This window comes from uncultured Massilia sp. (assembly GCF_913773735.1).
Taxonomy (GTDB): Bacteria; Pseudomonadota; Gammaproteobacteria; order Burkholderiales; family Burkholderiaceae_D; genus Telluria.
Genome location: NZ_CAJYEB010000010.1, coordinates 296,411 through 319,892, shown reverse-complemented (window position 1 = coordinate 319,892; position 23,482 = coordinate 296,411). Strand labels below are relative to the sequence as shown.

The 23,482-nt window shown below is 70.6% G+C and carries 16 protein-coding genes and 1 tRNA gene; 5 read left to right on the top strand and 12 right to left on the bottom strand.

All coding sequences use genetic code 11. The features are described from left to right. Nucleotides 1–112: 112 nt before the first annotated feature. The 6 genes from QZ749_RS04795 to QZ749_RS04770 form a co-directional block, all read right to left on the bottom strand. A complete protein-coding gene (locus QZ749_RS04795; protein WP_296943849.1) occupies nt 113–349 on the bottom strand; it encodes an Arm DNA-binding domain-containing protein in 237 nt (78 codons plus the stop codon). A gap of 141 nt (nt 350–490) precedes the next feature. Further along, nucleotides 491–580 (bottom strand) — tRNA-Ser (locus tag QZ749_RS04790). A 63-nt stretch (nt 581–643) separates the two neighbouring features. Further along, on the bottom strand, nt 644–2,689 hold the full coding sequence (locus QZ749_RS04785; protein WP_296943846.1) for a bifunctional diguanylate cyclase/phosphodiesterase: 2,046 nt from the start codon (nt 2,687–2,689) through the stop codon (nt 644–646). Beyond that, the gene (locus QZ749_RS04780) at nt 2,682–3,821 is read right to left on the bottom strand and encodes an HDOD domain-containing protein (protein ID WP_296943843.1); all 1,140 of its coding nucleotides are present in this window, start codon (nt 3,819–3,821) and stop codon (nt 2,682–2,684) included. The genes QZ749_RS04785 and QZ749_RS04780 overlap by 8 nt, the downstream gene beginning before the upstream one ends. A gap of 131 nt (nt 3,822–3,952) precedes the next feature. Continuing rightward, the gene (locus QZ749_RS04775; RefSeq protein WP_296943840.1) at nt 3,953–4,606 is read right to left on the bottom strand and encodes a response regulator transcription factor; all 654 of its coding nucleotides are present in this window, start codon (nt 4,604–4,606) and stop codon (nt 3,953–3,955) included. A gap of 2 nt (nt 4,607–4,608) precedes the next feature. Further along, nucleotides 4,609–5,967, bottom strand: a complete 1,359-nt coding sequence (locus QZ749_RS04770) for a cache domain-containing protein (RefSeq protein WP_296943837.1) — start codon at nt 5,965–5,967, stop codon at nt 4,609–4,611. A 263-nt stretch (nt 5,968–6,230) separates the two neighbouring features. Between QZ749_RS04770 and QZ749_RS04765 the strand changes: the two genes are divergently transcribed. From QZ749_RS04765 to QZ749_RS04750, 4 genes are all read left to right on the top strand, one after another. Continuing rightward, nucleotides 6,231–8,306: a carbon starvation CstA family protein gene (locus QZ749_RS04765; protein WP_296943835.1), complete on the top strand. Its 2,076-nt coding sequence runs from the start codon at nt 6,231–6,233 to the stop codon at nt 8,304–8,306. Further along, a complete protein-coding gene (locus QZ749_RS04760) occupies nt 8,306–8,524 on the top strand; it encodes a YbdD/YjiX family protein (RefSeq protein WP_296943833.1) in 219 nt (72 codons plus the stop codon). Before QZ749_RS04765 ends, QZ749_RS04760 begins: the two co-directional genes overlap by 1 nt. A gap of 292 nt (nt 8,525–8,816) precedes the next feature. After that, nucleotides 8,817–11,705: a response regulator gene (locus QZ749_RS04755; RefSeq protein WP_296943831.1), complete on the top strand. Its 2,889-nt coding sequence runs from the start codon at nt 8,817–8,819 to the stop codon at nt 11,703–11,705. A gap of 1 nt (nt 11,706) precedes the next feature. After that, nucleotides 11,707–13,908: a bifunctional diguanylate cyclase/phosphodiesterase gene (locus QZ749_RS04750; protein ID WP_296943828.1), complete on the top strand. Its 2,202-nt coding sequence runs from the start codon at nt 11,707–11,709 to the stop codon at nt 13,906–13,908. A gap of 63 nt (nt 13,909–13,971) precedes the next feature. On the opposite strand, the gene QZ749_RS04745 is transcribed toward QZ749_RS04750, so the two are convergent. From QZ749_RS04745 to QZ749_RS04730, 4 genes are all read right to left on the bottom strand, one after another. Beyond that, nucleotides 13,972–14,871: a glycerophosphodiester phosphodiesterase gene (locus tag QZ749_RS04745; RefSeq protein WP_296943825.1), complete on the bottom strand. Its 900-nt coding sequence runs from the start codon at nt 14,869–14,871 to the stop codon at nt 13,972–13,974. After that, the gene (locus QZ749_RS04740) at nt 14,846–16,438 is read right to left on the bottom strand and encodes a hypothetical protein (protein WP_296943822.1); all 1,593 of its coding nucleotides are present in this window, start codon (nt 16,436–16,438) and stop codon (nt 14,846–14,848) included. The genes QZ749_RS04745 and QZ749_RS04740 overlap by 26 nt, the downstream gene beginning before the upstream one ends. Beyond that, a complete protein-coding gene (locus tag QZ749_RS04735; RefSeq protein WP_296943820.1) occupies nt 16,438–17,307 on the bottom strand; it encodes a hypothetical protein in 870 nt (289 codons plus the stop codon). Before QZ749_RS04735 ends, QZ749_RS04740 begins: the two co-directional genes overlap by 1 nt. A gap of 267 nt (nt 17,308–17,574) precedes the next feature. Further along, complete coding sequence (locus QZ749_RS04730; RefSeq protein WP_296943817.1) at nt 17,575–19,983, bottom strand: penicillin acylase family protein; 2,409 nt, start codon at nt 19,981–19,983, stop codon at nt 17,575–17,577. Between the two features lie 181 nt (nt 19,984–20,164). Between QZ749_RS04730 and QZ749_RS04725 the strand changes: the two genes are divergently transcribed. After that, nucleotides 20,165–20,554 carry a hypothetical protein gene (locus QZ749_RS04725; RefSeq protein WP_296943814.1) on the top strand — a complete coding sequence of 130 codons (390 nt, stop codon included), beginning with the start codon at nt 20,165–20,167 and terminating at the stop codon, nt 20,552–20,554. Here the strand turns inward: QZ749_RS04725 and QZ749_RS04720 are convergent. Together QZ749_RS04720 and QZ749_RS04715 are read right to left on the bottom strand one after the other, a co-directional pair. Continuing rightward, nucleotides 20,451–22,274, bottom strand: a complete 1,824-nt coding sequence (locus QZ749_RS04720; protein ID WP_296943812.1) for a polysaccharide deacetylase family protein — start codon at nt 22,272–22,274, stop codon at nt 20,451–20,453. The genes QZ749_RS04725 and QZ749_RS04720 overlap by 104 nt on opposite strands. Beyond that, nucleotides 22,261–23,400, bottom strand: a complete 1,140-nt coding sequence (locus tag QZ749_RS04715; protein WP_296943810.1) for a glycosyltransferase — start codon at nt 23,398–23,400, stop codon at nt 22,261–22,263. The genes QZ749_RS04720 and QZ749_RS04715 overlap by 14 nt, the downstream gene beginning before the upstream one ends. Between the last annotated feature and the right edge of the window lie 82 nt (nt 23,401–23,482).

Below are 23,482 nucleotides of genomic sequence, written 5' to 3'. Positions count from 1 at the left end.
CATGGTGTGGGTTGGACGGCAAATGTGGTTCCAATTGCCGCCATTGCTGTTCAGTTAGGTCAGTTCGGCTCATCGCCGTCTGACCGGCTAAACCTTGCTTGGTTCAACTCAGTCAGACAGACCCTAGGCGGCATTCCTTGGCTTTTGTGCGCGCCTCTGCTAGCGATACCGCGTGAAACGGCCCTAGCCCCATCTCTCGCTGCTTTCCGGCGATGGTGTAGCGGAATATCCAGCTTTTGGAGCCAGTGGGCGACACTTGCAACCACAGCCCTGCTCCGTCGCCGTAGTAACCCGGCTTTGTCTTCTTGCTTACTTCAAGAGGTGATAATTTTTCGATCAGTCTTGCCACGAAATCCTACCCACATTCCTACCCACATGGAACAAGCGGATTTTAGCGTTTTCCGTTGGACAACGGTGGACGACTGTTGCGTGATTTCCCTATGAAGCCAGGGCAAATGAGGAATGAGAGAGACCGTGTTGGACGATGTATTGGCGGAAGCGGTGAGATTCGAACTCACGAACGGGTTCCCCCGTCGGCAGTTTTCAAGACTGCTGCCTTCAACCACTCGGCCACGCTTCCTGGGGAACCGCATTATACCTAAATCGTTGCCCACCGGGCAGCAAACAGCAGGCCAGGCAGCGCTCACGCCGGCAACACCCAATCCGCCCGCAACCCCTGCTCGAACTCCTCTGCCGGCAACGGCTTGCCATACAGGTAGCCCTGCGCCTCGTCGCACCCCGCCTGGCGCAGGAACTCCATCTGCGCCACGGTCTCCACCCCTTCCGCGATGACGCGGTGCCCCAGGCGCCGGCCCATGCTAATGATGGTGGTGGCGATCGCGCAGTCGCTCGAGTCGGCCGGGATGCCGGTCGTGAACGAGCGGTCGATCTTCAGGGTGTCGATCGGGAAGCGCTTCAGGTACGACAGCGACGAGTAGCCCGTGCCGAAATCGTCCAGCGACAGCGCCACGCCCAGCGCGTTGATGCAGTCCATGATGTCGATCACCTGCTCGATGTCGTGCATCAGCGTACTTTCGGTGATCTCCAGTTCCAGCCAGTGCGGCTGCAGGTCGTGGCGGCGCAGGGTGTCGGCGACGCGTTCCGGCAGCGACGGCGTGAACTCGCGCGCCGACACGTTCACCGCCAGGCGGAACGACGGCAGGCCGGCGCGCTGCCAGATGGCGGCCTGGGCGCAGGCCTGTTCCAGCACCCAGCCACCCACCTGCACGATCAGGCCCGTGGTCTCGGCCAGCGGGATGAATTCGCTCGGCGGGATCATGCCGCGCACCGGGTGCTTCCAGCGCACCAGCGCTTCGGCACCGACCAGGCGGCCGCTGGCGATCTCGAACTTCGGCTGGTAGTGCAGCGCCAGTTCGCCGTGGCCCAGCGCGTGGCGCAGGCCCGATTCGATCCGCATGCGCTGCTGCATGCCGTGGTTCATGTCCAGGCGGTAGAACGCCACGCCGTGGTCGGGGTGCTGGGCGTTTTCCTTGGCGCGGCCCATCGCGATGTCGGCCATGCGCAGCAGCGTCTCGGCGTCCTGGCCGTCCTGCGGGTACACGGCGATGCCGATGCTGGCGCCCACGCGCAGGTCGTGGCCGCCGATCTGGAACGGCGCGTCCAGCGCCATCTGCAGCTTGCGCGCGACCGTCGTCGCCTCGAAGTGCTGGCGCATGTCGAACAGGCCGACGGCGAATTCGTCGCCGCCCATGTGGGCCACCACGTCCTCGTCGCGCAGCGCCGCGCGGAAGCGCTGCGCGGCCTGGCGCAGCAGTTCGTCGCCGACCTGCAGGCCCAGCGTGCCGTTGATCAGCTTGAAGCGGTTCAGGTCGACGTACAGCACGCAGGCCGAGGTCTCGTTGCGCTGGGCGACCGTCAGCGCCTGGTCGACCAGGCGCGCGAACAGGCGGCGGTTCGGCAGGCCGGTCAGTTCCTGGTAGTAGGCCAGGTGGTGCAGGCGCTCCTCGGCCAGCTTGCGCTCGGTGATATCGGTCAGGTAGGCGATCAGGCCGACCGGGCGATCCTCGAGGTCGCGCAGCGGCGACAGCGACAGGCTGGCCCAGAACACCTCGCCGGACTTCTTGCGGCGCCGCACTTCCATCATGCGTCCGCCCTCCTGCGCGAAAGCGTCCGCCTCTTGCGCGGCCTCGTCGGCGTACAGGAACAGGATGTTGCGCCCCACCGCTTCCAGCGCCGTATAGCCGAACAGCTGCTCGGCGCCCTTGTTCCAGCTGGTGATGTAGCCCATGCGGTCCATGGTCAGGACCGATTCGTGGATCTGGTCGAGGATCTGCGACTGGTGCGCCAGCTGCGCCTCGACCTGGGCGTAGGCGTGGGTGGTGCGCTGGGCCAGGCCGTGCATCTGCAACAGCGTGCCGGTCAGCGCGGCCAGGCCTTCGAGCTGGCGCCAGTCCTCCAGCCGGTACGGGCGGCCGCTCACCTCATAGCGGCCGATACAGGCGCCGTCGGCGCGCACGCCCTGGGCCAGGCCGCCTTCCAGCGCCATCGCGGGCGGCTGCGCGCATCCGGAGCACGGCAGGAACAGGCCGTAGGGGCTGGACAGCAGGGCCGCGGCGATGCGCCCCAGTTCGGCGTGCAGCGCGTCGCCGCGCAAGGTGAGGACGGCGTCGCAGACGGCAGCGCTGCTGCCGACGAAGTCGAGTGGCGCAGCGGCTGGCAGCTTAGACATTGCGTGCTACCTGGATCGCCCAGTGGCAGGCATGGAGCTGGCTGTGCCACCAGTCCTCGGCATCGACGCCGGCGCCGGCCAGCGTCGCTGCGCCAGGTGCGTCGGCCTCGGCCAGCCGCAGGCGCTGGCCCAGCGCGCCCTCGCGCCGCAGCAGCGCGGCCTGCACGTCGGCGCGCAGGTTCAGGTCGGGCAGCACGTCCGACATCGGCATGCGGAACAAGCGGTCCAGCAGCGAGAACACGCCGGTCATGAAGGCGATGTCCTGCTCGTCGCGCTCGCCGCCCTCGCGCTTGCACAGGTCTTCCAGCGCCGCGCCGCGCAGCGCCGCCAGCGGCAGCAGCAGGTTGGGCGGGCCGTCCGGGTCCTGGCGCGCGTACAGCAGCAGTTGCAGCCAGCGCTGCAGCTGGCGCCGGCCGATGCGGTTGATCGCCTGGTTAAAGCTGGTGATCGGCACGCCCGCCGAGAAGGCCGCCGAGTTCACGAGCTTGAGCAGGTGGTAGGCCAGCGTCGCGTCCTGCTTGAGCTGGTGTTCCAGCTCGTGCGAATCGGCGTCGCGCGCCAGCAGCGCCAGCATGGTCAGCATGCGCTTGCGCGTGGTGCCGTCGTCGTCGTCGCCGAGCGCGCTTTCCAGCACGTAGTCGCCGCTGAACCAGGCGAAGCCCGCGTTCTCGCAGGCCCGGAAGCGTTCCATGCTGTCCACGCCGTAGGCCAGGTGCGGGCCGAACAGGGCCGGCAGCGAGATCGCCGGCGGCGCGTGCGCGCTGCAGTCGCGCGCCACCGTGCGCAGGGCCAGCGGCGGCGCCACGCCGTCCGGCAGCGGGCCGTCGACCAGTACGCGGTAGCCTTCCATCTGCAGCTCGGCCAGGCGGCGCGCCACGCCGTCGCGCGCGAGCGCGCCGGCCGCCACGGCCAGCACGACGCGGCCGGGCGGCAGCACCTTCAACACGGGGGGATGCAGCACGGCCGGATCGGCCACGCGCACGACGCACTCCAGCGGCGCCACGGCGGCCAGCAGGTCCGCGGGACCGAACACCGCCTGCAGGAAGCCACTGTCGGCCGGCTGGCCGACGGCGTCGACCAGCAGCGCGACCCACTCGTTTTGTGCGTTGGCGATCGAGCGTAATTCAACCAACGGGAACGATGGCGAGGCCATTAACGATCAGGCATGTATGCAGTAGTAGTAACCGGGGCAATGGTAATGCCCCGGTTTTTGGAAAGCAACTGTTTTTATTGCCAATAAGATATGTTTGCCATAATAAATACTTACCTTGGTGCATCGAAATGCGCGTGCTGGACCGCGTACTTGATCAGTTCGGCCTGCCCTTCGATGCCCAGCTTGCGCTTGATGTTCAGGCGGTGCGTCTCGACGGTGCGCACCGACAGGTCGAGGGCGCGCGCGATCTGCTTGTTCGATTCGCCGTTGGCGATGTGGCGCAGCACTTCCTGTTCGCGCGAGGTCAGCTGGTTGTCCTGCGCCGCCGCCGCCGGGCGCGCGAGCTGGCGCGCCAGCGCGGCGCTGTAGTAGATGCCGCCGGCCATCACGGTGTCGATGGCCAGCACGATGTCCTTGCCGGGCGCGTCCTTCAGCACGTAGCCGCGCGCGCCGGCCTGCATGGCTTGGGTCACGTATTCGAGCTTGTCGTGCATCGACAGGATCAGGATCGCGATGTCCGGGTGGCGTTCGGAGAGGCACGCGGTGGCGTCGATGCCGCTGCCGTCGCGCATGGTGATGTCCATCAGCACCAGGTCGACGGGTGTGCTGCCGGCCAGCACCAGCGCGTCGGCGCCGGAATCGGCCTCGGCCACCACGTCGAAGTGGGGCACGGCTTCCAGGCGCGCGCGCAGGCCGTCGCGCACCAGCGGGTGGTCGTCGACCAGCATGATGCGCACGCTGGGCTGGATGGTGTCGGTATGCATGTTCAATCCTTGAGTTCGACGCTGGCGCGCACGCTGGTGCCCGCCGCGGAGGAGACGATGTCGAGCGTGCCGCCGATCGCGTCGAGCCGCTCCATCATGTTGCGCAGGCCGATGCCGCGCTGCGGGTGGGTCTCGACGCCTTCCGGGTCGAAACCGGCGCCGTCGTCGACGATCGCCAGCACCACCGTGCCGCGCAGCGAGGTCAGCGACAAGTCGATGCGGTGCGCGCCGGCGTGGCGCTCGATGTTCGTCAGCGCTTCCTGGGCGATGCGGAACAGCACCGTGCCGACCACGGCCGGCAGCTTTTCCACGTTGCCGCGCGCGGAAAACGCCACCGGCGTGCCGCTGTGCTGCGAGAATTCCTGGGCCAGGTGGTCCAGTGCGGCCGCCAGCCCCAGGTCGTCGAGCAGGGTCGGGCGCAGGTCGTGCGAGATGCGGCGTACCTCGCCCAGCACGTCGTTGAGTTCCTCGGCGATGCGCTCGAAGCTGGCGCGCGCCCTCGCCTGCTGCGCGGCGTCGCCCTGCAGGCGGATGATGCCGGCCTCGATCTGCAGCTTGATCGACACCAGCCACTGGCTGATGCCGTCGTGCAGGTCGCGCGACAGGCGCGCCCGCTCCTGTTCCTGCGAATCGACCACGCGCTGGGCCAGGGCCTTGAGCTTGGCGTCGGCCACGCGCGACTCGCTGATGTTCAGCGCCAGGCCGGCCGTGGCGATGACCAGCGTGGCCAGGATCGCCAGGCCCATGATCCACAGCATGGTGACGTCGATGTTGCGCGACTGCTGGGCGTCGACCTTGGCCAGCGCGGCCTCGACGTCGTCCAGGTACAGGCCGCTGCCCATGATCCAGTTCCAGTCCTTGATCGGGACCACGTAGCCGAGCTTGGGGCCGGCCTTGCGCGTGGACGGCTTGACCCAGTTGTAGCGCACCAGGCCGCCGCCCGCCTTCGCCACCGCGACCAGGTTCTGGATCGTCGGGGCGCCGAACTGGTCGTGCAGGTCCCACAGGTCGCGCCCCACCAGTTCCGGCTGGCGCGGGTGCATCAGGTTGCGGCCCTGCATGTCGTAGACGAAGAAATAGCCGTCGTCGCCGAAGCTGAGCGACTGCAGCACGCGCTTGGCCTCGTCCAGCGTGTCCGCGTCCTTGCGGCCGGACGCCGTCAGGTGGGCGATGGCGTGCGCGGCCAGCTCGACGTAGTGCTCGAGCTCGGCCTGCTTGCTGGCCAGGTAGGCCTGCTGGATGGTGGCATGCTGCTGGCGCGCCAGTTCGGCCGCCTGCTGGCGCACGAACACCGCGATCGCGCACAGCGCCACGATCAGCGGCGCGATCGCCAGGAAAATGAACTTTTGCCGTAATTTCATGCCATGCCGGTGCGCACACCGGATTTGTTTCGTCGTAACATGAAATTGTACGTGCGAACCGGCGCAGGAGACCACCCGGCCGTTCGACGGCGACGATCGCAGGGCACATGACTACGCGCATGGCTACGTAGTACTACGCAGGAGGCTGCGTAATCATGCGCTTGTCCGTTGTCGAAGCGTGCAAGATACTGAAAATAATGCTGCAAAAAAGTAATCGGCATCGACCGAATCCAGGCAGCGCGATCCACATCGGAGGAGTCACAATGAACAAAACTGCAAGCCGGCTCGGTTGGGCTGCGCTTTCGCTCGTGGGCGCCGGCGCCCTCGGCTTCATCGCCCTGAAGCGGGGCGAATCCATCAACGCGGTCTGGATCGTCATGGCGGCGGTCTGCGTCTACCTGATCGCCTACCGCTTCTACAGCCGCTACATCGCCGACAAGGTGATGGGCCTGGACGCCACGCGCCAGACCCCGGCCTACCGCTACAACGACGGCCTCGACTACGTTCCCACCAACCGCTACGTGCTGTTCGGCCACCACTTCGCCGCGATCGCCGGCGCCGGTCCGCTGGTCGGCCCCGTGCTGGCCGCGCAGATGGGCTACCTGCCGGGCATGATGTGGATCCTGGCCGGCGTCGTGTTCGCCGGCGCCGTGCAGGACTTCATGGTGCTGTTCATGTCGATGCGCCGCGACGGCCGCTCGCTCGGCGACCTGATCAAGTCCGAGATGGGCGAGATCCCGGGCGTGATCGCGCTGTTCGGCACCTTCATGATCATGGTGATCATCCTGGCCGTGCTGGCGCTGATCGTCGTGAAGGCGCTGACCGGCTCGCCGTGGGGCACCTTTACCGTGATGGCGACGATCCCGATCGCGCTGTTCATGGGCATCTACTCGCGCTTCGTGCGCGTCGGCCGCATCGGCGAGATCTCGCTGATCGGCTTCGTGCTGCTGATCCTCGCCATCGTCGGCGGCCAGTGGGTGCACGACTCGCCGACGCTGGCGCCGATGTTCACCTTCACCGGCACCCAGCTGACCTGGATGCTGATCGGCTACGGCTTCGTCGCCTCCGTCATCCCGGTGTGGCTGCTGCTGGCCCCGCGCGACTACCTGTCGACCTTCCTGAAGATCGGCACCATCGTCGCGCTGGCCCTGGGCATCGTGTTCGTCGCCCCGCACCTGCAGATGCCGGCGTTCACCCGCTTCATCGACGGCACCGGCCCGGCCTGGTCCGGCACCCTGTTCCCGTTCCTGTTCATCACCATCGCCTGCGGCGCCGTCTCCGGCTTCCACGCGCTGATCTCGTCGGGCACCACGCCCAAGATGATCGAGAACGAAAAGCACGCCCGCTTCATCGGCTACGGCGGCATGCTGATGGAATCCTTCGTCGCCATCATGGCCCTGGTGGCCGCGTCGACCATCGACCCGGGCGTCTACTTCGCCATGAACAGCCCGGCCGCCGTGCTCGGCACCACCGCCCAGAGCGCGGCCGCCGCGGTCTCGAACTGGGGCTTCGTGATCACGCCGGAAACCCTGACCCAGATGGCCAAGGACGTCGGCGAGAACACCATCATCTCGCGCGCCGGCGGCGCCCCGACGCTGGCCGTCGGCATGGCCCACATCCTGTCCAACGCCGTCGGCGGCAAGGCCATGATGGCGTTCTGGTACCACTTCGCGATCCTGTTCGAGGCGCTGTTCATCCTGACCGCCGTCGACGCGGGCACCCGCGCCGGCCGCTTCATGCTGCAGGACCTGCTGGGCGCCTTCGTCCCGTCGTTCAAGAAGACCGATTCGCTGCCGGCCAACCTGATCGCCACCGCCCTGTGCGTGGCGGCCTGGGGCTACTTCCTGTACCAGGGCGTCGTCGATCCGCTGGGCGGCATCAACACGCTGTGGCCGCTGTTCGGCATCGCCAACCAGATGCTGGCCGGTATCGCGCTGACGCTGGGCACCGTCGTGCTGTTCAAGATGAAGCGCGGCAAGTACGCCTGGGTCACCGTCGTGCCGACCGTCTGGCTGCTGATCTGCACCCTGACCGCCGGCTGGATGAAGATCTTCGACGACAACGTCAAGGTCGGCTTCCTGGCCCACGCCCGCAAGTTCCAGGCCGCGCACGACGCCGGCCAGGTGCTGGCCCCGGCCAAGACGGTGGACGAGATGAGCCGCATCATCTTCAACGACTACCTCGACGCAGGCCTGTGCGCCTTCTTCATGGTCGTCGTGCTGGCGGTGCTGCTGTACGGCTTCCGCACCATCATGGCCGCCAACAAGGAATCGCGTCCGACGGTCAAGGAGACCCCGTACGTGACCCAGGCGCCGGCCGCGGCCGCCGAGGCGCACTGATGTTCGGCGCGCTCGTCCAGGCGGGGGAGACCCTGGCCCAGGCGGGCCGCTACCTCGGGCAGAGCATGCGCCTGATGGTCGGCCTGCCGGAATACGACACCTACGTCGCCCACATGGAAAAGACCCACCCGGGCCAGCCCATGATGAGCTACGAGGAATTCTTCCGCGAGCGCCAGGAGGCGCGGTACGGCGCGAGCGGGAACGGCAAGTGCTGTTGAGGCCTGGCTGATACGGTGAAAGGGACGCAGGCTTGCGTCCCTTTTCTTTTGCTGGTCTCAGACCGTCTCCCCGGCGCAGGCCGGGGCCTAATCTTGCGTGCGTTATCGTAGCGCGTGCAAATTGGATCCCGGCCTGCGCCGGGACGACGGGCAGCGGCGCCCTCTTGCGTCACCGCAAACGCATCCCACCACCCCTCCCCTATAGTCCGTTCTTGCAGGAATTTTCCTTCCTGCATGGTGAGCCCGGACCCCGTCGGGCTCGTTCGCAGCGCGACCGCCGGATCCGCCTCCCATGCCGAACCTCGAGCGCTCCAGCCTCAACCGCAAACTGTTATCGATGTGCCTCAAGACCGCGGCCGGTGCGCTGGCGATCGCCTGGATGGCGTTCGCGCTCGCCACGGTGCTCGGGCACCGGCGCACCGAGGGCGCGCAGGCGCGCGCGCTGGCCGGCGTGGTCGCGCGCAGCAGCGCCGACGCGCTGCAGTTCAACGACCGCCGCCTGGCCGAGCAGATGCTGGCGGCGCTGGGCGAACACGGCACCGTGTGCGCCGCCGTGCTGTACGATCGCGACGGCCGCCCCTTCGCCACCTGGCGCGCCGCCCAAGCAGCCGCCGAAGCAGGCGCCGATGCCGGCCCGGACCCGGCGCTGCCCGGCCTCGATCCCACCGCCATGGCCGCGCTGAACCGCGCCGGCAGCAGCCCGTGGCATCCGACGCTGCGCATCTACCGCCCGCTCGACGCGTCGGCCGCCGCCGCGCCGCCGCCCGGCGCCGTCATGGTCGAGACCGACCTGCGCCCGATGTGGCTGGACCTGGCGCGCGGCCTGGGCGTGACCGCGATCGCGCTGGCCACCTCGATGCTGGCCGCGCTGCTGCTGGCGCGGCGCCTGCGGCGCGACATCGCCGACCCGATCGCGCGCCTGAACGGCGCCGCGCAGAAGGTGTCGAGCAGCCAGAATTACACGCTGCGCATCGCCCACGAGCGCGACGACGAACTGGGCATGCTGATCGACAGCTTCAACGACATGCTGGCCCAGGTGGAGGGGCGCGGCGCGGCGCTGGCCCACCACCGCGACGAACTGGAACGCCAGGTCGGCGTGCGCACCGAGCAGCTGGAACGGGCCAAGAACGCCGCCGAGGCGGCCAGCCGGGCGAAGAGCGCCTTCCTCGCCACCATGAGCCACGAGATCCGCACGCCGATGAACGGCGTGCTCGGGATGACGGAAATGCTGCTGGGGACCGACCTGTCCGAGGTGCAGCGCAACTACACGAACCTGGTGAAGCAGTCGGGCGAGCACCTGCTGGTGATCATCAACGACATCCTCGACTTTTCCAAGATCGAGGCCGGCAAGCTGACCGTCGAGTACATCAACTTCAACCTGTGGGACCTGCTCGAGGACATCCACACGGTCTACACGCCGCAGGCCGAGGCCAAGGGCATCCCGCTGCACTTCGACATCGCCAACGACATCCCGGTGGCGATCTGCGGCGACCCCAACCGCCTGCGCCAGATCATGGCCAACCTGCTCGGCAATGCCCTCAAGTTCACCGACGAGGGCCGCGTGCTGGCGCGGGTGCGGATCGCCAGCGAGGACGACCAGGCGGTGATGCTGCGCTTCGAGGTGCACGACACCGGCATCGGTATCTCGCGCGAGGCGCGCAGCCGCCTGTTCGAGGCGTTCTCGCAGGCCGACGACTCGACCACCCGCAAGTACGGCGGCACCGGCCTGGGGCTGGCGATCTCGAAGCAGCTGGTCGAACTGATGGGCGGCGCCATCGGCGTCGACAATGCGCGGCCGCGGGGCGCGGTGTTCTGGTTCACGGTTTCGTTCGACAAGCGCCGCGTCGACCCGGACGCACCGGAGGCGCCGGACGCGCGGCAGCACACGATCGACGGCCTGCGCGTGCTGGTCGTCGACGGCGGCGAATCCAGCCGCGTCGGGCTGGAACGGCACCTGGCCGCCTGGCGCGTGGCGTGCGACGGCGTGACGGGCGCCGAGGAAGCGCTCGCGCGCCTGCGCGCGGCGGCCCAGGCCGGACGGCCCTACGACGCCGCCATCCTCGACATGGAACTGCAGCATTCCAGCGGCCTGCTGCTGGCCGCCGGCATCAAGGCCGATCCGGCCACGCGCGCGACCCGGCTGGTGCTGCTCAGCCCCGAACGGCTGGCGGCCGATCCGGTGCAGCGGCGCGAGGCCGGCGTGGCCTACCAGCTGGTCAAGCCGGCACGCGCGGCCGACCTGTTCGCCTGCCTGGCGACGCGTCCGCGCGGCCAGGTGGCGCCGGCGCCGCGCTTCGTGCCGCCGCGCCCCCTGCGCACCGACGCCGGCCGGCCGCGCCGCCGGCGCGTGCTGCTGGCCGAGGACAATCCGGTCAACGTCGAGGTGGCCAGGGCCATGCTGGAAAGCCTGGACCTGCAGGTCGACTGCGCGCGCAACGGCCAGGAAGCGCTGGACGCAGTGCGCGCCGCCGCCGGCAAGGACCACTACGACGTCGTGCTGATGGATTGCCAGATGCCGCTGATGGACGGCTTCGCGGCCACCGCCGCGATCCGCCGCGAGGAGCGCGAATCCCAGCACGAGCGCGGGCACGGGCACGGACGCGTGCTGCCGGTCATCGCGATCACCGCCAACGCGCTGCAGGGCGACCGCGAATCCTGCCTGGCCGCCGGCATGGACGACTACCTGTCCAAGCCCTTCACCCAGCAGCAACTGGCGGCCGTGCTCGGGCGCTGGATGGCGCTGCCGCTGTCGGCCACCGTGCATCACGACGACGCGCCGCCACGCCTGCCGCCCGAGGCGGCCGAGGCGGTCGAGGCGCTCCGGCGCGACGTCATCAATCATGCGGCGCTGGACAAGATCCGCGCGCTGTCGCGCGAACGCGGCGCCGCGCTGGTGCAGAAGGTCGTCGAAGCCTACGTCGGCGACACCCCGCAGCAGCTGCGCGTGCTGCGCAACGCCATCGGCGACATGGATGCCGGCGGCGTGCGCCGCATCGCGCACACGCTGAAGTCGGCCAGCGCCAACGTCGGCGCCGACACCCTCGCCGCGATGTGCAAGGAGATGGAACACCTGGGCCGCGCCGACACCACCGAAGGGGCCGATGCGATCCTGGTCGACATGGAACAGGAATTCCAGGCCGTCCGCCACTCGCTCACCGCCCTGCTAGAGAAGGAAACCTGACATGCCCGCGTCCCATTCCACCCGGCGTGCGCCGTCGTCCACCGTCGTGCTGGTCGCCGACGACGATCCCGTGATGCGCCTGCTGATGGTCGAGATGCTGGAAAGCGTCGGCCTGCAGGCGATCGAGGCCGCCGACGGCGCCCAGGCCGTGGCGCTGGCCGCCGAGCGCGCGCCCGACCTGATCCTGATGGACGTCGAGATGCCCGCGATGGACGGCTTCGCCGCCTGCCGCGCGATCCGCGATTCCGCCGGCGGCGCCACGGTGCCGATCGTGATGGTCACCGGCGGCGACGACCTCGAGGCCGTCACCAACGCCTACGAGGCCGGCGCCACCGACTTCGTGTCCAAGCCGATCAACTGGCCGATCCTCGGCCACCGCGTGCTGTACGTGCTGCGCGCCAGCGACGCCATCGTGCGCCTGCGCATCGCCGACGCCCAGAACCGCGCGGTGCTGGCGGCGATCCCCGACACCTTCTTCCGCATGTCGCGCGACGGCGTCTACCTCGACTACGAACCGGGCCGCAGCGGCGGCGGACGCGAGACGCCCGGCCACGGCAACGTGCCGCGCGAGGCGCTGCCGGCCGGCGCCATCGTCGGGCGCCACGTCAGCGAGGTGCTGCCGCCCGACATCGCCGCGCGCCTGCTGGAACAGGTGGCGGCGGCGCTGCAGATGCGCCAGGTGCGCTCGGTCGAGTACGAACTGGTGCACTTCGGCGAGACCCAGCACTTCGAGGCGCGCCTGGTCGCCACCGGCCCGTCCGAAGTGCTCGGCCTGGTGCGCGACATCTCCGAGCGCAAGCGCGCGGAAGAGCAGATCCGGCGCCTGGCCTATTCCGACAGCCTGACCGGCATCCCGAACCGCCAGGCCTTCCTCGAGATGCTCGAGCGCGAGCTGCAGCGCTCGAAGATCGGCAACAAGAAGTTCGCCGTGCTGTTCATGGACCTCGACGCCTTCAAGCGCATCAACGACACGCTCGGCCACAACGTCGGCGACCAGCTGCTCAAGCAGGTGTCGGAGCGCCTGCGCGAGACGATCCGCCCGAACGACCTGATGTCGCGCGGCGACCCGATCGTGCGCCCGGAAGGCGGCGCGCGCGCCGAGGCCGAGCCGCGCCAGGACACCAACCTGGCGCGCCTGGGCGGGGACGAGTTCACCATCCTGATCCCGGACCTGGACCGGGTCGAGCACGCGCTGAACGTCGCGCACCGCGTGAAGGACGCGATGCGCCGGCCCTTCCTCATCGAGGGCAACGAGATCTTCGTCACCGCCAGCATCGGCATCTCGCTGTTCCCCGAGGACGGCGACGACTGCACCTCGCTGTTGAAGTACGCCGACACCGCGATGTACCACGCCAAGAACTGCGGCAAGAACAACGCCAAGCTGTATTCCTCGTCGCTGACGATGCAGATCATGAGCCACGTGAAGCTCGAAGTCGGCCTGCGCCGCGCGCTGCAGAACGACGAGCTGTACCTGCTGTACCAGCCGCAGCTGGACGTGCGCTCGTCCGAGATCGTCGGCGTCGAGGCGCTGGTGCGCTGGCGCCACGCGGAGCGCGGCATCGTCCCGCCCACCGAATTCATCCCGCTGGCCGAGGAGACCGGCCTGATCGTCCCGATCGGCGAATGGGTGCTGCGCACCGCCTGCAACCAGGCGCGCCGCTGGCAGCGGCTGGCGCGCCGTCCGGTGCGCATGGCGGTGAACCTGTCGGCCAAGCAGTTCAAGGACGAGAGCCTGGGCCGCATGGTGCTGTCCGCCCTGCACGACACCGGGCTCGATCCGCGCCTGCTGGAGCTGGAACTCACCGAGAGCACGCTGATGGACGACGCCAAGGCGACGCTGGCCACGCTGGAACAGTTGCGCGGCATCGGCGTCTACCTGTCGATCGACGACTTCGGCACCGGCTACTCGTCGATGAACTACCTGAAGCGCTTCGACGTGCGTGCGCTGAAGATCGATCGCAGCTTCATCAGCGGCCTGCCGCAGGATTCCGAGAACGCGGCCATCACGCGCGCCATCATCGCGATGGCGCACGGCCTCAAGATGGTCGTGGTGGCGGAAGGCGTGGAAACCGGCGAGCAGCTGGTGCTGCTGGAGGAATTCGGCTGCGACCTGGTGCAGGGCTTCTACCTGGGCCGGCCGGCGCCGGCGGATGCGGTGAGCGGCATGCTGCAGAAGCTGTGGGTGCCGCTGCCGTCGAAGTGATCCCGTCCGGGCCGCGTCGATGCCCGGTGCGCGCCCTGCCCGCACCCGGCTCGTGCCCCGCGTCTAGTCGAGGCGCGCGCAGAAGGCGGCGGCGGCGCCGTCGACCACCACTCCGCTCGGCCAGTAGCCGGTGCGCATGCGCGCGCGCCGCACCGACGTCGCCAGGGCCGCGTCGCCGGCCACCGCGTACACGAACACCGGCACCCGGGCCGCGGCCGCATCCGTCAGCAGCGCCGGATTGTCGTCGAGCGTGCGCGCGTCGACGTGCACGCCCACCGGCGCGCCGATCTCGTCGCGGACCCGCGCCAGCCAGGCCGCGTCCAGCCGCGGCGCACGGGCGCGGCTGGACAGCGCGCGCGTCAGGCGGTTGCTGCCGAGCGCCTCGGCATTGCGCGGGTCGAGCACGATCAGGCCCAGGTAACCCTCGGGATCGGCCTGGCGCGCGCAGCGCAGGTTGGCGTCGCTGACCGAGGTCATGAACCAGTTGCCGTGCCCGACGCCGCCACGCAACTCGGCCGCAAGTGCGCCGATGTCGGCGCAGCCGGCGACCGCCTTGATCTCGGCGTTCAGCGCCTGGCCGGGATGGCGCGCCGCCAGGTCGGCGACCTGGCTCACGAACGGCGGCGCCTCGGACGTGGCCACGCCGCGCAGCTTCATGCGCGCCGCGCGCCAGTCGCCGGCGTCCAGCGCGCGCACCGGCTGCGGCGCGCCGGCCTGCACCACGCGGCCGGTGAGCGCGTCGTGGTGGATGACCCAGGTGCCGTCGCCCAGCTCCTGCATGTCGGTCTCGACGCCGTCCCAGCCGCCCTCGTAGGCGGCGCGCAGCGCGCTCAGGGAATTCTCGGGCGCGCCGTCGGCGCCGCGGTGGGCATGCACCTGCATGCCCATGCAGCCCGCCTGCACGGCCGCCGGCAACGCCAGCGCGCCGGCCAGCAGCCTACGGCTGCGTGGGGTGATATCCATAACTCAGTCCCTGCAAGATCCCGATGCGGATCGATTCGTTGATCGGATAGCCGTAGCCCTGGCCGACGGCGACCACGTGGGTCACGTTGGCCACGAACGCCTTGCGCAGCTTGTCCCAGTTGCCGTCGTCCGGCTCCGGCGCGCGCACCTGGTCGACGAGCTGCTGGAACAGCTCGCTGCGCGTGATGCGGTTGTCGCTCACCGTCAGGCCGCCCCAGGCCAGCACCACGGCGCCCAGCAGCACGCCGAAGGCCAGCCACGCCGCGCCCGCGCTCAGGCCCTCGTCGGCATCGCCCTGGTCGCGGCGCCGCGCCAGCAGGACCAGCGTGGCCAGCAGGTACAAGAGCTTGGCCAGGTGGCCGACGGCCCCGAGCAGCGAGAAGAACAGCGCCACCGGCGGCACGATGACGGCGCGCGCGGCCTCGCGGCCCTTGGCGAACCAGTCGCCGCCGTGCTCGAACTGCGCGGCCGGCGCGTCGTACTGCGCGCGCAATGCGCGCACCTGCTGCTGCACCATGGCGTCGTACAGCTTGCGGAACTCGGCCGGGCTGCGGTAGACCGGCGCCACCGTCGTCCCCGCCGGCAGGCCCAGCGCCTTGCGCAGTTCGGCCTGCACGCCGGGGCGCAGCACGAACTGTTCATGGGACAGGCCCGGCGGGATCCAGTCCTTGCCGACCTGCACGCCGCGCACCGTGCGGCGATAGCGCTGCTCGACGGCGTCCCGGAAGCCCACCTCGTCGGCCGGGTCCCACGAAGACGGCACCGGCACCTGCTTGCGCACCTTGTTCACCACGGCGCCGCGGCGCGAGGCCGGGACGCTCTGCGGCGTCCAGCCGTGCCGCGACAGCGACTTCAGGTAGTCGTTCCAGGCCTTGTCCTGCTCGTGCAGCAGGTCCTCGTCGTTCGCCACCGGGATGCGCGCGTACTTCTTCCAGCGCTCGCCCGCCTCCTTCATGCGATCGACGTAGTCCTCGTAGTAGCGCTGCGGCGTCACCTTGCGGCGCACGCCGTTGCCGATCAACGCGTCCTTCAGCGGCGACAGGCGCTCGTCGAGCCGCGTGCTGGACAGCGCGAGGAAGGGAAACAGCGCCATGAAGGCCTTGCCCTCGGGCTGGGCGAACACGCCCTGGTCGTCGACGAGGCCGTCCAGGGCCACCTGGCCGTGCGCCAGCGCGTCCTGCAGCAGCAGGGAGTTGAAGGCGGTGCGCCGGAATTCGGCGGTGCGCGTCGCGACCAGCACGTCGACGACGACCTTGATGGCGACGTAGACCGTACCCAGGGTCAGCGCGCACCACAGGGCGATCATCGGCAGCGACGGGCCGCGCCCACCGGTCTTCGCGCGGCTCCGCAGCTTGACCTGCAGTACCACCAGCGCGGCGGCGATGCCGGACAGCGAACGGCCGTAGACTTCCAGGCCCTCGACGTCCTCCGGCGCCGGCGCGCCGCCGACCACGTCGAGCAGGCGCGCGTTGAAGCCGAGTTCGAAACACAGGTAGACCACCGTGATCGCGATGAGGAACAGCGTCTGCCTCACGTGCACGGAGCGCATCAGTCGCGTCGCTTGCATCAGTTGTTCCTCAAATCGATACGGACCGGCTTGATCTCGTCGGCCGGGATCTGCATCGCGCCCGGCAGCTGTGCGGACGGCTGCGTCCGCGCGGGGCGCTTGGCGGCCTGGCGCGCCGGCGTCGCCGCGGCGGTCGCGGTCGCGGTCGTGGTCGTGGTCGCGGTGGCGTTCGTGCTCGCCCCGGCGGTCGTGGCGGCGACCGCGCCGGCCCGGTGCGGCGGCGCCGGGATCACACGGGCGCCACCGGCGGCCGGCGGCATGGACGCGGCGCCCGCCAGGCCCGCGCCGGCGGGGGCGCGCAGGTCGGCATCGGCGAAGGGACGCGTCAGCGACGTGCCGGGCGGCAGCGGAATGCGCGACTCGAACATGAGGTCGCCGATGGCATAGGCATAGCGGTGCAGTTGTCCGTTCTCCAGGAACTCGAGGGCCAGCGTCTGGCCGCTCGCCCCCGGCGCGACGCGCGGACGGCCCTGGCAATCGCCCATCGTCCACTGCGCCACGTCGTCGCGCCCGATCGCCAGCAGGACGTAGCGGTACTGGCAGCCGCGTTCCTGGGTCTCCAGGACGGCCACGGTGCTCGGGCCGATGGTCGACACGTGGGCGATGCGCGCCGACGTCGCGTTCGGCAGCGGCACCACGCGCGCCGTGCCGCCGATCTTGACCGACAGGGCGTTGCTGGCCGGGTCGCGGCGCAGCACGGCCTGGCGGCCGCCGGGCAGCTCGAAGGTGCCGAGCGTGGTGCCGAACAGTTCGGCGTTGTCGATGCCGACCAGCATGCCGCCGCGACCGTTCGGCTGCACGGCGCAACCCGCGAGCAGCAGTGCCAGGACCGGGGCGGCGAGCCGGATAAGGAGCGAGGATGTCTTCATGGTGAGTACGGGGATGGCACGGCGTCCGGCACGGTCGGAATAAAGACGCCGAGCATAATCTATTTACAAGTAAAAGTGTATGCCTGGAAATAATTTTGCGCGGCAAATGCTGCCCCGCCTGACCAGAACGCGGGCGAACGACGATTTTGAAAGGAATCGGCATGAAAAGCGGGGCGTGCGCATGCGGCGCCGGCCGCCGCGGGCCGGCTGCTGCGCACGGCGCGCCGAACGGCCGCAGGGTCAGGACTGCGGGGTCCGGGCTGCGGGTCAGGGCTGCAGCATCAGCGCATGGCGCACCGGCCCCGGCAACAGCGGCTTCGGCGTGCCCGCCACCCAGTCCGCGTGCCCCTTCAGGAAGAACGGCGACAGCGGATGCCCGCTCTGCCCGCCGGGCATGTCGAACAGTCCTTCCTCCTCGCGTCCGGGCGAGACCGTCATGCGTTCGGACTGGCCGAATTTCGGCCCCGCCACGCGCGGCATGTTGCCGTCGCCCGAAAGTTGGTCGGGCGGTGCGGCCAGCCAGCGCCCCAGCAACGGTGGCAGCGCCGCCGCCACCGGGTGCGCGATCGCCGCCGTGTTGCGCCGCCCCCAGGTGGCTTGCGCTAGCGGCGTGCCGTCCTTCGTGACCTCGGCGATCGTGCGGTCGACGGCCGCCAGCTGCAGGTCCTGCCAGCGCGCGTAGCCGGGCGGCAGCCAGGCGGCCGGGCGCTCGTCGAGCAGGCGCGCGACGACGTCGGACCAGCGCGACGTCGCCGCCAGCATGGTCGCCTTCGGGTCGAGCTGGCGCATGCCGGCATCGGCGCCGGCGAACAGCAGTTCGTACAACGACCAGCGGTACTGCTGCGCCAGGCGGTAGCCGACCGAGCCGGTGCCGGCATGGCCGTCCCAGCTGTCGCGCAGCAGGCGCGCGAATTCGGCGCGCCGCGCATCGCCCGCGACGGCGCGCGCATCGAGCGCCTCCAGCGCGCGCCGGCGCCAGCCGTCGATGTACAGGGCGCGGTCGTCCAGCACGGTACGGAAGGCCGCGCCGACGTCCGCCCCGGCGGGCAGCGCCGCCAGCCCGTCGCGCAGCTGGCGGGCACGCGCGCCGAGGTCGAAGCCGCCGTCGCCCAGCACGTCGGCGCCGGGGCCGGCGAGCTGGCGGCTGTTGGCCGTCACCAGCAGGCCGGACGCCGGGTTGACGATGCGCGGGTGCGCGTCCGGCGCCAGCAGGCCGTCCCAGGTGGGAACGGCGCCGCCGGCAGCGAGCGGGTAGGCGACGGCCGCGCCTCCCTGCGCGCGGCGCGGCAGCGCGCCGGCGATGGTCCAGGCGATGTTGCCGCGCGCATCGCCCAGGACGATGTTCTGCGCCGGGATGCCGTCCGCGGCGGCCGCGGCCAGCGCCTCGTCCAGCGTCACCGCCGCCTCCAGCTTCAGGTGTTCCAGGTTCACCGCATCCGGCGCATGCGCGACCCAGTGCACGGCATACACCGCGTCGCCGGCCGCGCGCACCGGCCCCAGGCTGGTCTCGCGCACCGCCAGGCGCTGCGCCGTCTCGCCCTTGACGAGGATGGTCTCGACGTGCGTTACCGGTGTCTCCCAGCCGGACGGCAGGCGCAGCTGGCCCGGATGGGCGTCGTCGCGCTCCAGGCGCACCAGGTCGAGCGTGTCGGCATAGCTGTTGGTGAAGCCCCAGGCCACGTGGCCGTTGCTGCCCGCGATGACGAGCGGCGGCGCGCCCGGCAGGCTGACGCCGACGAGGCGCCGCGCCCTTCCCTGCGCGTCGGTGAAGCGCAGCGCCAGCCGGTACCAGATGTTCGGCAGTTGCAGCCCCAGGTGCATGTCGTCCGAGACGATCGCCGCGCCGCTGGCGCTGCGGCTGCCGGCCAGGGCGAAATTGTTGCTGCCGACGGCGTCGGTGAAACCGATGCCCGCCACCTGGCGCGCCGGCACGGCATCCTTGCGGCCCCACCAGGACGGGGCCGTGGCGGGCACCGGGGGCGGCGCGGCGGCGGCGATCGCGGGTGCATCGAGCGGCGCATCCCAGGCGCTGGAAGCCGGCAGCAGGAAGGCGCGCTGGGCGTCGTCCAGGTTGGCAGCGAGCCAGCCGCGCGCCAGCTCGCGCGGTTCCTGGTTGCCCTGCAGGTCGAAATACATCGCCCACACGACCAGCAATGAATCGGCCGGACGCCAGCGGCGCGGCGCGGTGCCGGTCAGCGCATACTCGAACGGCTGCGCGCCGAGCGCGCCTAGGCCGTCGTTGACGCCGGCGGCGTAGCGTTCGATGAAGACGCGTTCGGCCGGCGCCAGGCGACCCAGCGCCAGCTCGGCGCGGGCGCGGAAGCGGTGCAGCCGGTGCGCGCGGTCGAGCGGCAGCGCGCGCGCGCCGAACAGCTCGGCCAGTTCGCCGGCGGCGCTGCGGCGCAGCAGGTCCATCTGGAAGAAACGCTCCTGCCCGTGCACGAAACCGGTGGCGTAGGCGAGATCGAGCCGGTTGGCGCCGCTGAGCGTGGGGACGCCGTCGGCATCGCGCGCCACGGTCACGGGCGCCGACAGCAGCGGTGCGCGGCGCGCGCCGTCGAGCTGCGGCAGGCTGGCGCGCAGGTACAGCCAGGCGGCCAGCGCGGCCAGCGCCAGCAAGACCGCAACGGCCAGCGCCATGCGGGTTCCCCAGGTCAGCCAGCGGCGTGTTCGCATGCGCGTCATCCTTCGAAAAGGCGCATCTTGCCAGAAAAAACATGTCTCGGCGAGTACGCGACAGTCCCTGCCCGATGCGGTTCCCGGCCCGCATTTGAGCCAGTGTCGCAAGCGTCCTGCGATCCTGCCTATCCTGATGACAGGCGCACATGCCGTGCGCCCCGTACGAGGAGACTGACCGATGAAGCCGCAGCCTTTGCTGTCGCGATCGCTTGCCGCGCTCGCGCGGCCTGTCTCGGCAAGCGTGCTGGCGCCTGCGCCGCTGCCCGGCCGGCGCCTGCCCGGCCTGCTCTTGCGTGGTCTGCTCTTGCCTGGCCTGCTCTCACTGGCGGCATGCACGACGCCGCAGGAACGGGCGGCCCAGGTGCAGGCACAGGTCGAGCGCATGATGGTGGTGTACGGGCCGGCATGCACGCGCCTCGGCTATGCCGCCGGGTCCGATCCATGGCGCAACTGCGTGCTGAACCTCAGCGCAAAGGACGACCTGCCGCGCTACGGTCCCGATCCGTACTACCATGCCGGCTGGGGGATGGGCCGCTGGCCGGGCGGCTGGTGGGGCCCGTACTGGTAGCGCCGGCGGCAGCCGGCCAGCCGGCCCGGCCCCTGCGCCTGCCGGAAGCAGGCAGGCGCGCGAACGTCGGCACGATGCAGTGACGGTTGCCGAAGTCGATGCCGGGACGGCGCGTGTCGGGTAACGATGCCGGATGGTGGCCCGCCGTGGCGTCCGCCGTGAGGTCGGCGGTGGCATCGGCCGCGATGGCGGCCCGCGCCCGATCGTCGGCTTGCGCCTCGCGACTTGCCTGCGCGTAGGTGCGGGCTTGCGTGCGGTCGCCGGCGTGCGCCGGGCTGCCGGCCCGCGTTCGGTCGTCGGCGTGCGCTTGCCCGTTGGCCTGCAGCTGCTCGTCGGGCTGCGTCTGGTGGCTGGCCTGCGCCTGATCGTTGGCCTGCGCTCGCGCGTTGGCGTGCACCGGCTCGTCAGCGTGCGCGCGGGTCGACACGTTCGCGGCCGCGGCTTGCGCATGCTCGCTGGCGCTGTCTGCGATGCCTGCGGTGCCTGCAACGCGCACCGCCGCGTCGGCGACATGCGCGTTGGCGACATGCGCGTTGGCGACATGCGCGTCCGCAACATGCACGCCCGCGGCGTGTTCGTCCGCCACGCGTTCGTCCCCGACTTGCGCTTCGACTACGCCTGCCCCGGCAGCACGCGCCCCCACCCCGCCCTCGCACGCGCCAGCGGCATCGACGCCGGCGCCGGCACTGGCGGCACCATGCGCACCCGCATCGGCCCGCGCCGGCGCGATGCCGCCATGGTCGCCAGCAGCGCTGGCGCCGGCATCGTGTGGCTGCAAGGCATCGTCGCGCCCGGCCTCCGCCAGCGTACCGCCCACGCCCGGCCCGGGTTCGCCTGCCGCCGTCCGGATCACGAGGACGTCTTCGCCGGGCGCCCGCGCCGCGCCGTCGGACGGCGACGGCTGCATCAGGCGCCGCGCGCACGCCAGCTTGGTCACGGCCTCGCGCTGCTCGAGCAGGCGTTCGAGCACGCGCTGCGTGTGCCGCACCAGTTCCGGGTAGCGCGCATCCGGCGGATGCAGGCCGAAGCGCACCAGCGGCGCGTTCGCCAGCATGGCCGCCGTGGCGTCGGCGATGCGCGGGGACAGCAGGCGCCCGCCGCGGTTGCGCGCGGCATAGACCAGCGATGGCGACAGCACGGCGCGCCCGCCCGTGCCGGCGCCGTCCCCGTCCGCGCCCGGCAGGCAGTGGAAATGGCTGAAGGTGCTGGTGTAGGCGAAACCCGATGCGCGCAGCGCGCGCCAGGCGCCCTTGCCCAGCAGCCAGGCCGGAGGGACGAAGCCGGACGGCGTCCAACCGCGTTCCGCGAACCAGGCGCGGCCCAGTTCCAGCCGGCGCCGCGCCTCGGCCTCGTCCAGCGCGGCGAACTCGCCCTCGCGGCGCGTGTAGACGTTGCGCAGGAAGCGGCCACGCAGGCCGCCGCCGTTGGCCTCGGTGTCGAGATGGCTGTAGCCGTGCAGCGCCAGCTCGTCGCCGCGCTCCAGCACCACGTCCAGGCAAGCTTCCATGGCCGCCGAGCGCTCGGGCCGGAAGTGGTAGTGCGGCACGACCAGCCAGGTCAGCGGAATGTCCGCCACCTCGCGCACGGCCTGCACGAGGCGCAGGCAGTCGGCCCAGGTGGCCGGGGCCACGTCGTGGATCGACACGCACAGCATCGGCGCGGGGGCAGCCGCGCTCGCCGGCTCGGCGACGCGCTGGTCGGGGATGTCAGTCGACGGCACAGGCACGCTCCGGGTCGGGCGCCGCATGGGCGCGGCGCGACAGCAGGCCGTCGTAGCGCCCCAGCACCTGCGGCAGGATTTCGTTCCAGTCGTAGCGTTCGGCGGCCTTGCGCCGCGCCGCGGTGCCCATGCGCGCCATGTCGCGCTGGTACAGCGCCTCGATGGCGCCGGCGAAGCTGTCGACGCTGTCCGGTTCGGCCAGCAGGCCGGTGTCGGCATCGACCAGTTCCGCGATGCCGCCGCCGTTGACGCCCACCACCGGCAGGCCGCAGGCCATCGCTTCGAGCACGATCAGGCCGAAGGTTTCGCGGTCGCCCGGGTGCACCAGCATGTCGCAGCCGGCCAGCAGGCGCGCCAGGCGGCGCTGGTCGCGCTCGAACGGCAGGCGCGTGACGTTGGGCGCCGACGCCGGCGCCGTGCCCGACCCCACCAGCAGCAGGTGGTAGCGCGGGCCCAGGCGGCGCATGGCGCGCACCAGCACGTCGAGCTTTTTCTCGGGCGTGAAGCGGCCCGCGTACACGAGCAGGCGCACGCCGGGCTCCAGGCCGAGGCGCCGGCGCAGCGCGTCGTCGCGCTGGCGCGGGCGGAACACGGTGCTGTCGATGCCGAGCGGCTGGTGCACGGCGCCATGCACGCCGATGGCGTCGAGCTGCTGCACCATGGCGCGGCTGGGCGCCAGCACCAGGTCGAACTGGCGGTACAGCCGGGCGAGGTAGTTGCAGGTGCCGCGCGCGGCCAGGCTGCCCAGGCGCGGCTGCACGAGGCGCGGCAGGTCGGAGTGGTAGAAGGCGACGGCGGGGACGTCGTGGCGGTCGCGCATGCGCAGCGCGGCCCAGGCGCAATGCCCGGCGTCGCCGGCTTCCACGAGGTCGGGATGGGCCGACGCCAGCAGGCGCGCGGGCCCCGCCACCGACAGCGGCATGCGAAAGCCATGGAAGCCGGGCAGCCCGGCCGCCGGGATGCGCACCAGCGCGGGCACGTGCGCGCCGCAGGTCTCGACGTTGGGGCTCATGATCGTGTGACGCACGCGGCTGCGACGCGACAGCCAGTGCGCCTTGGCGTTCAGGTAGGTGCTGACGCCGCCGCCTTCCGCGGCATAGAACATGGTGATGTCGACGAGGTGCATGCTGGGGTCCGGTCAAAGTATCCCCACGATAGCAGCGGACATGCCGCGTCCACTTTGCGCACCGTCAAAGCTGGAGCCGCCA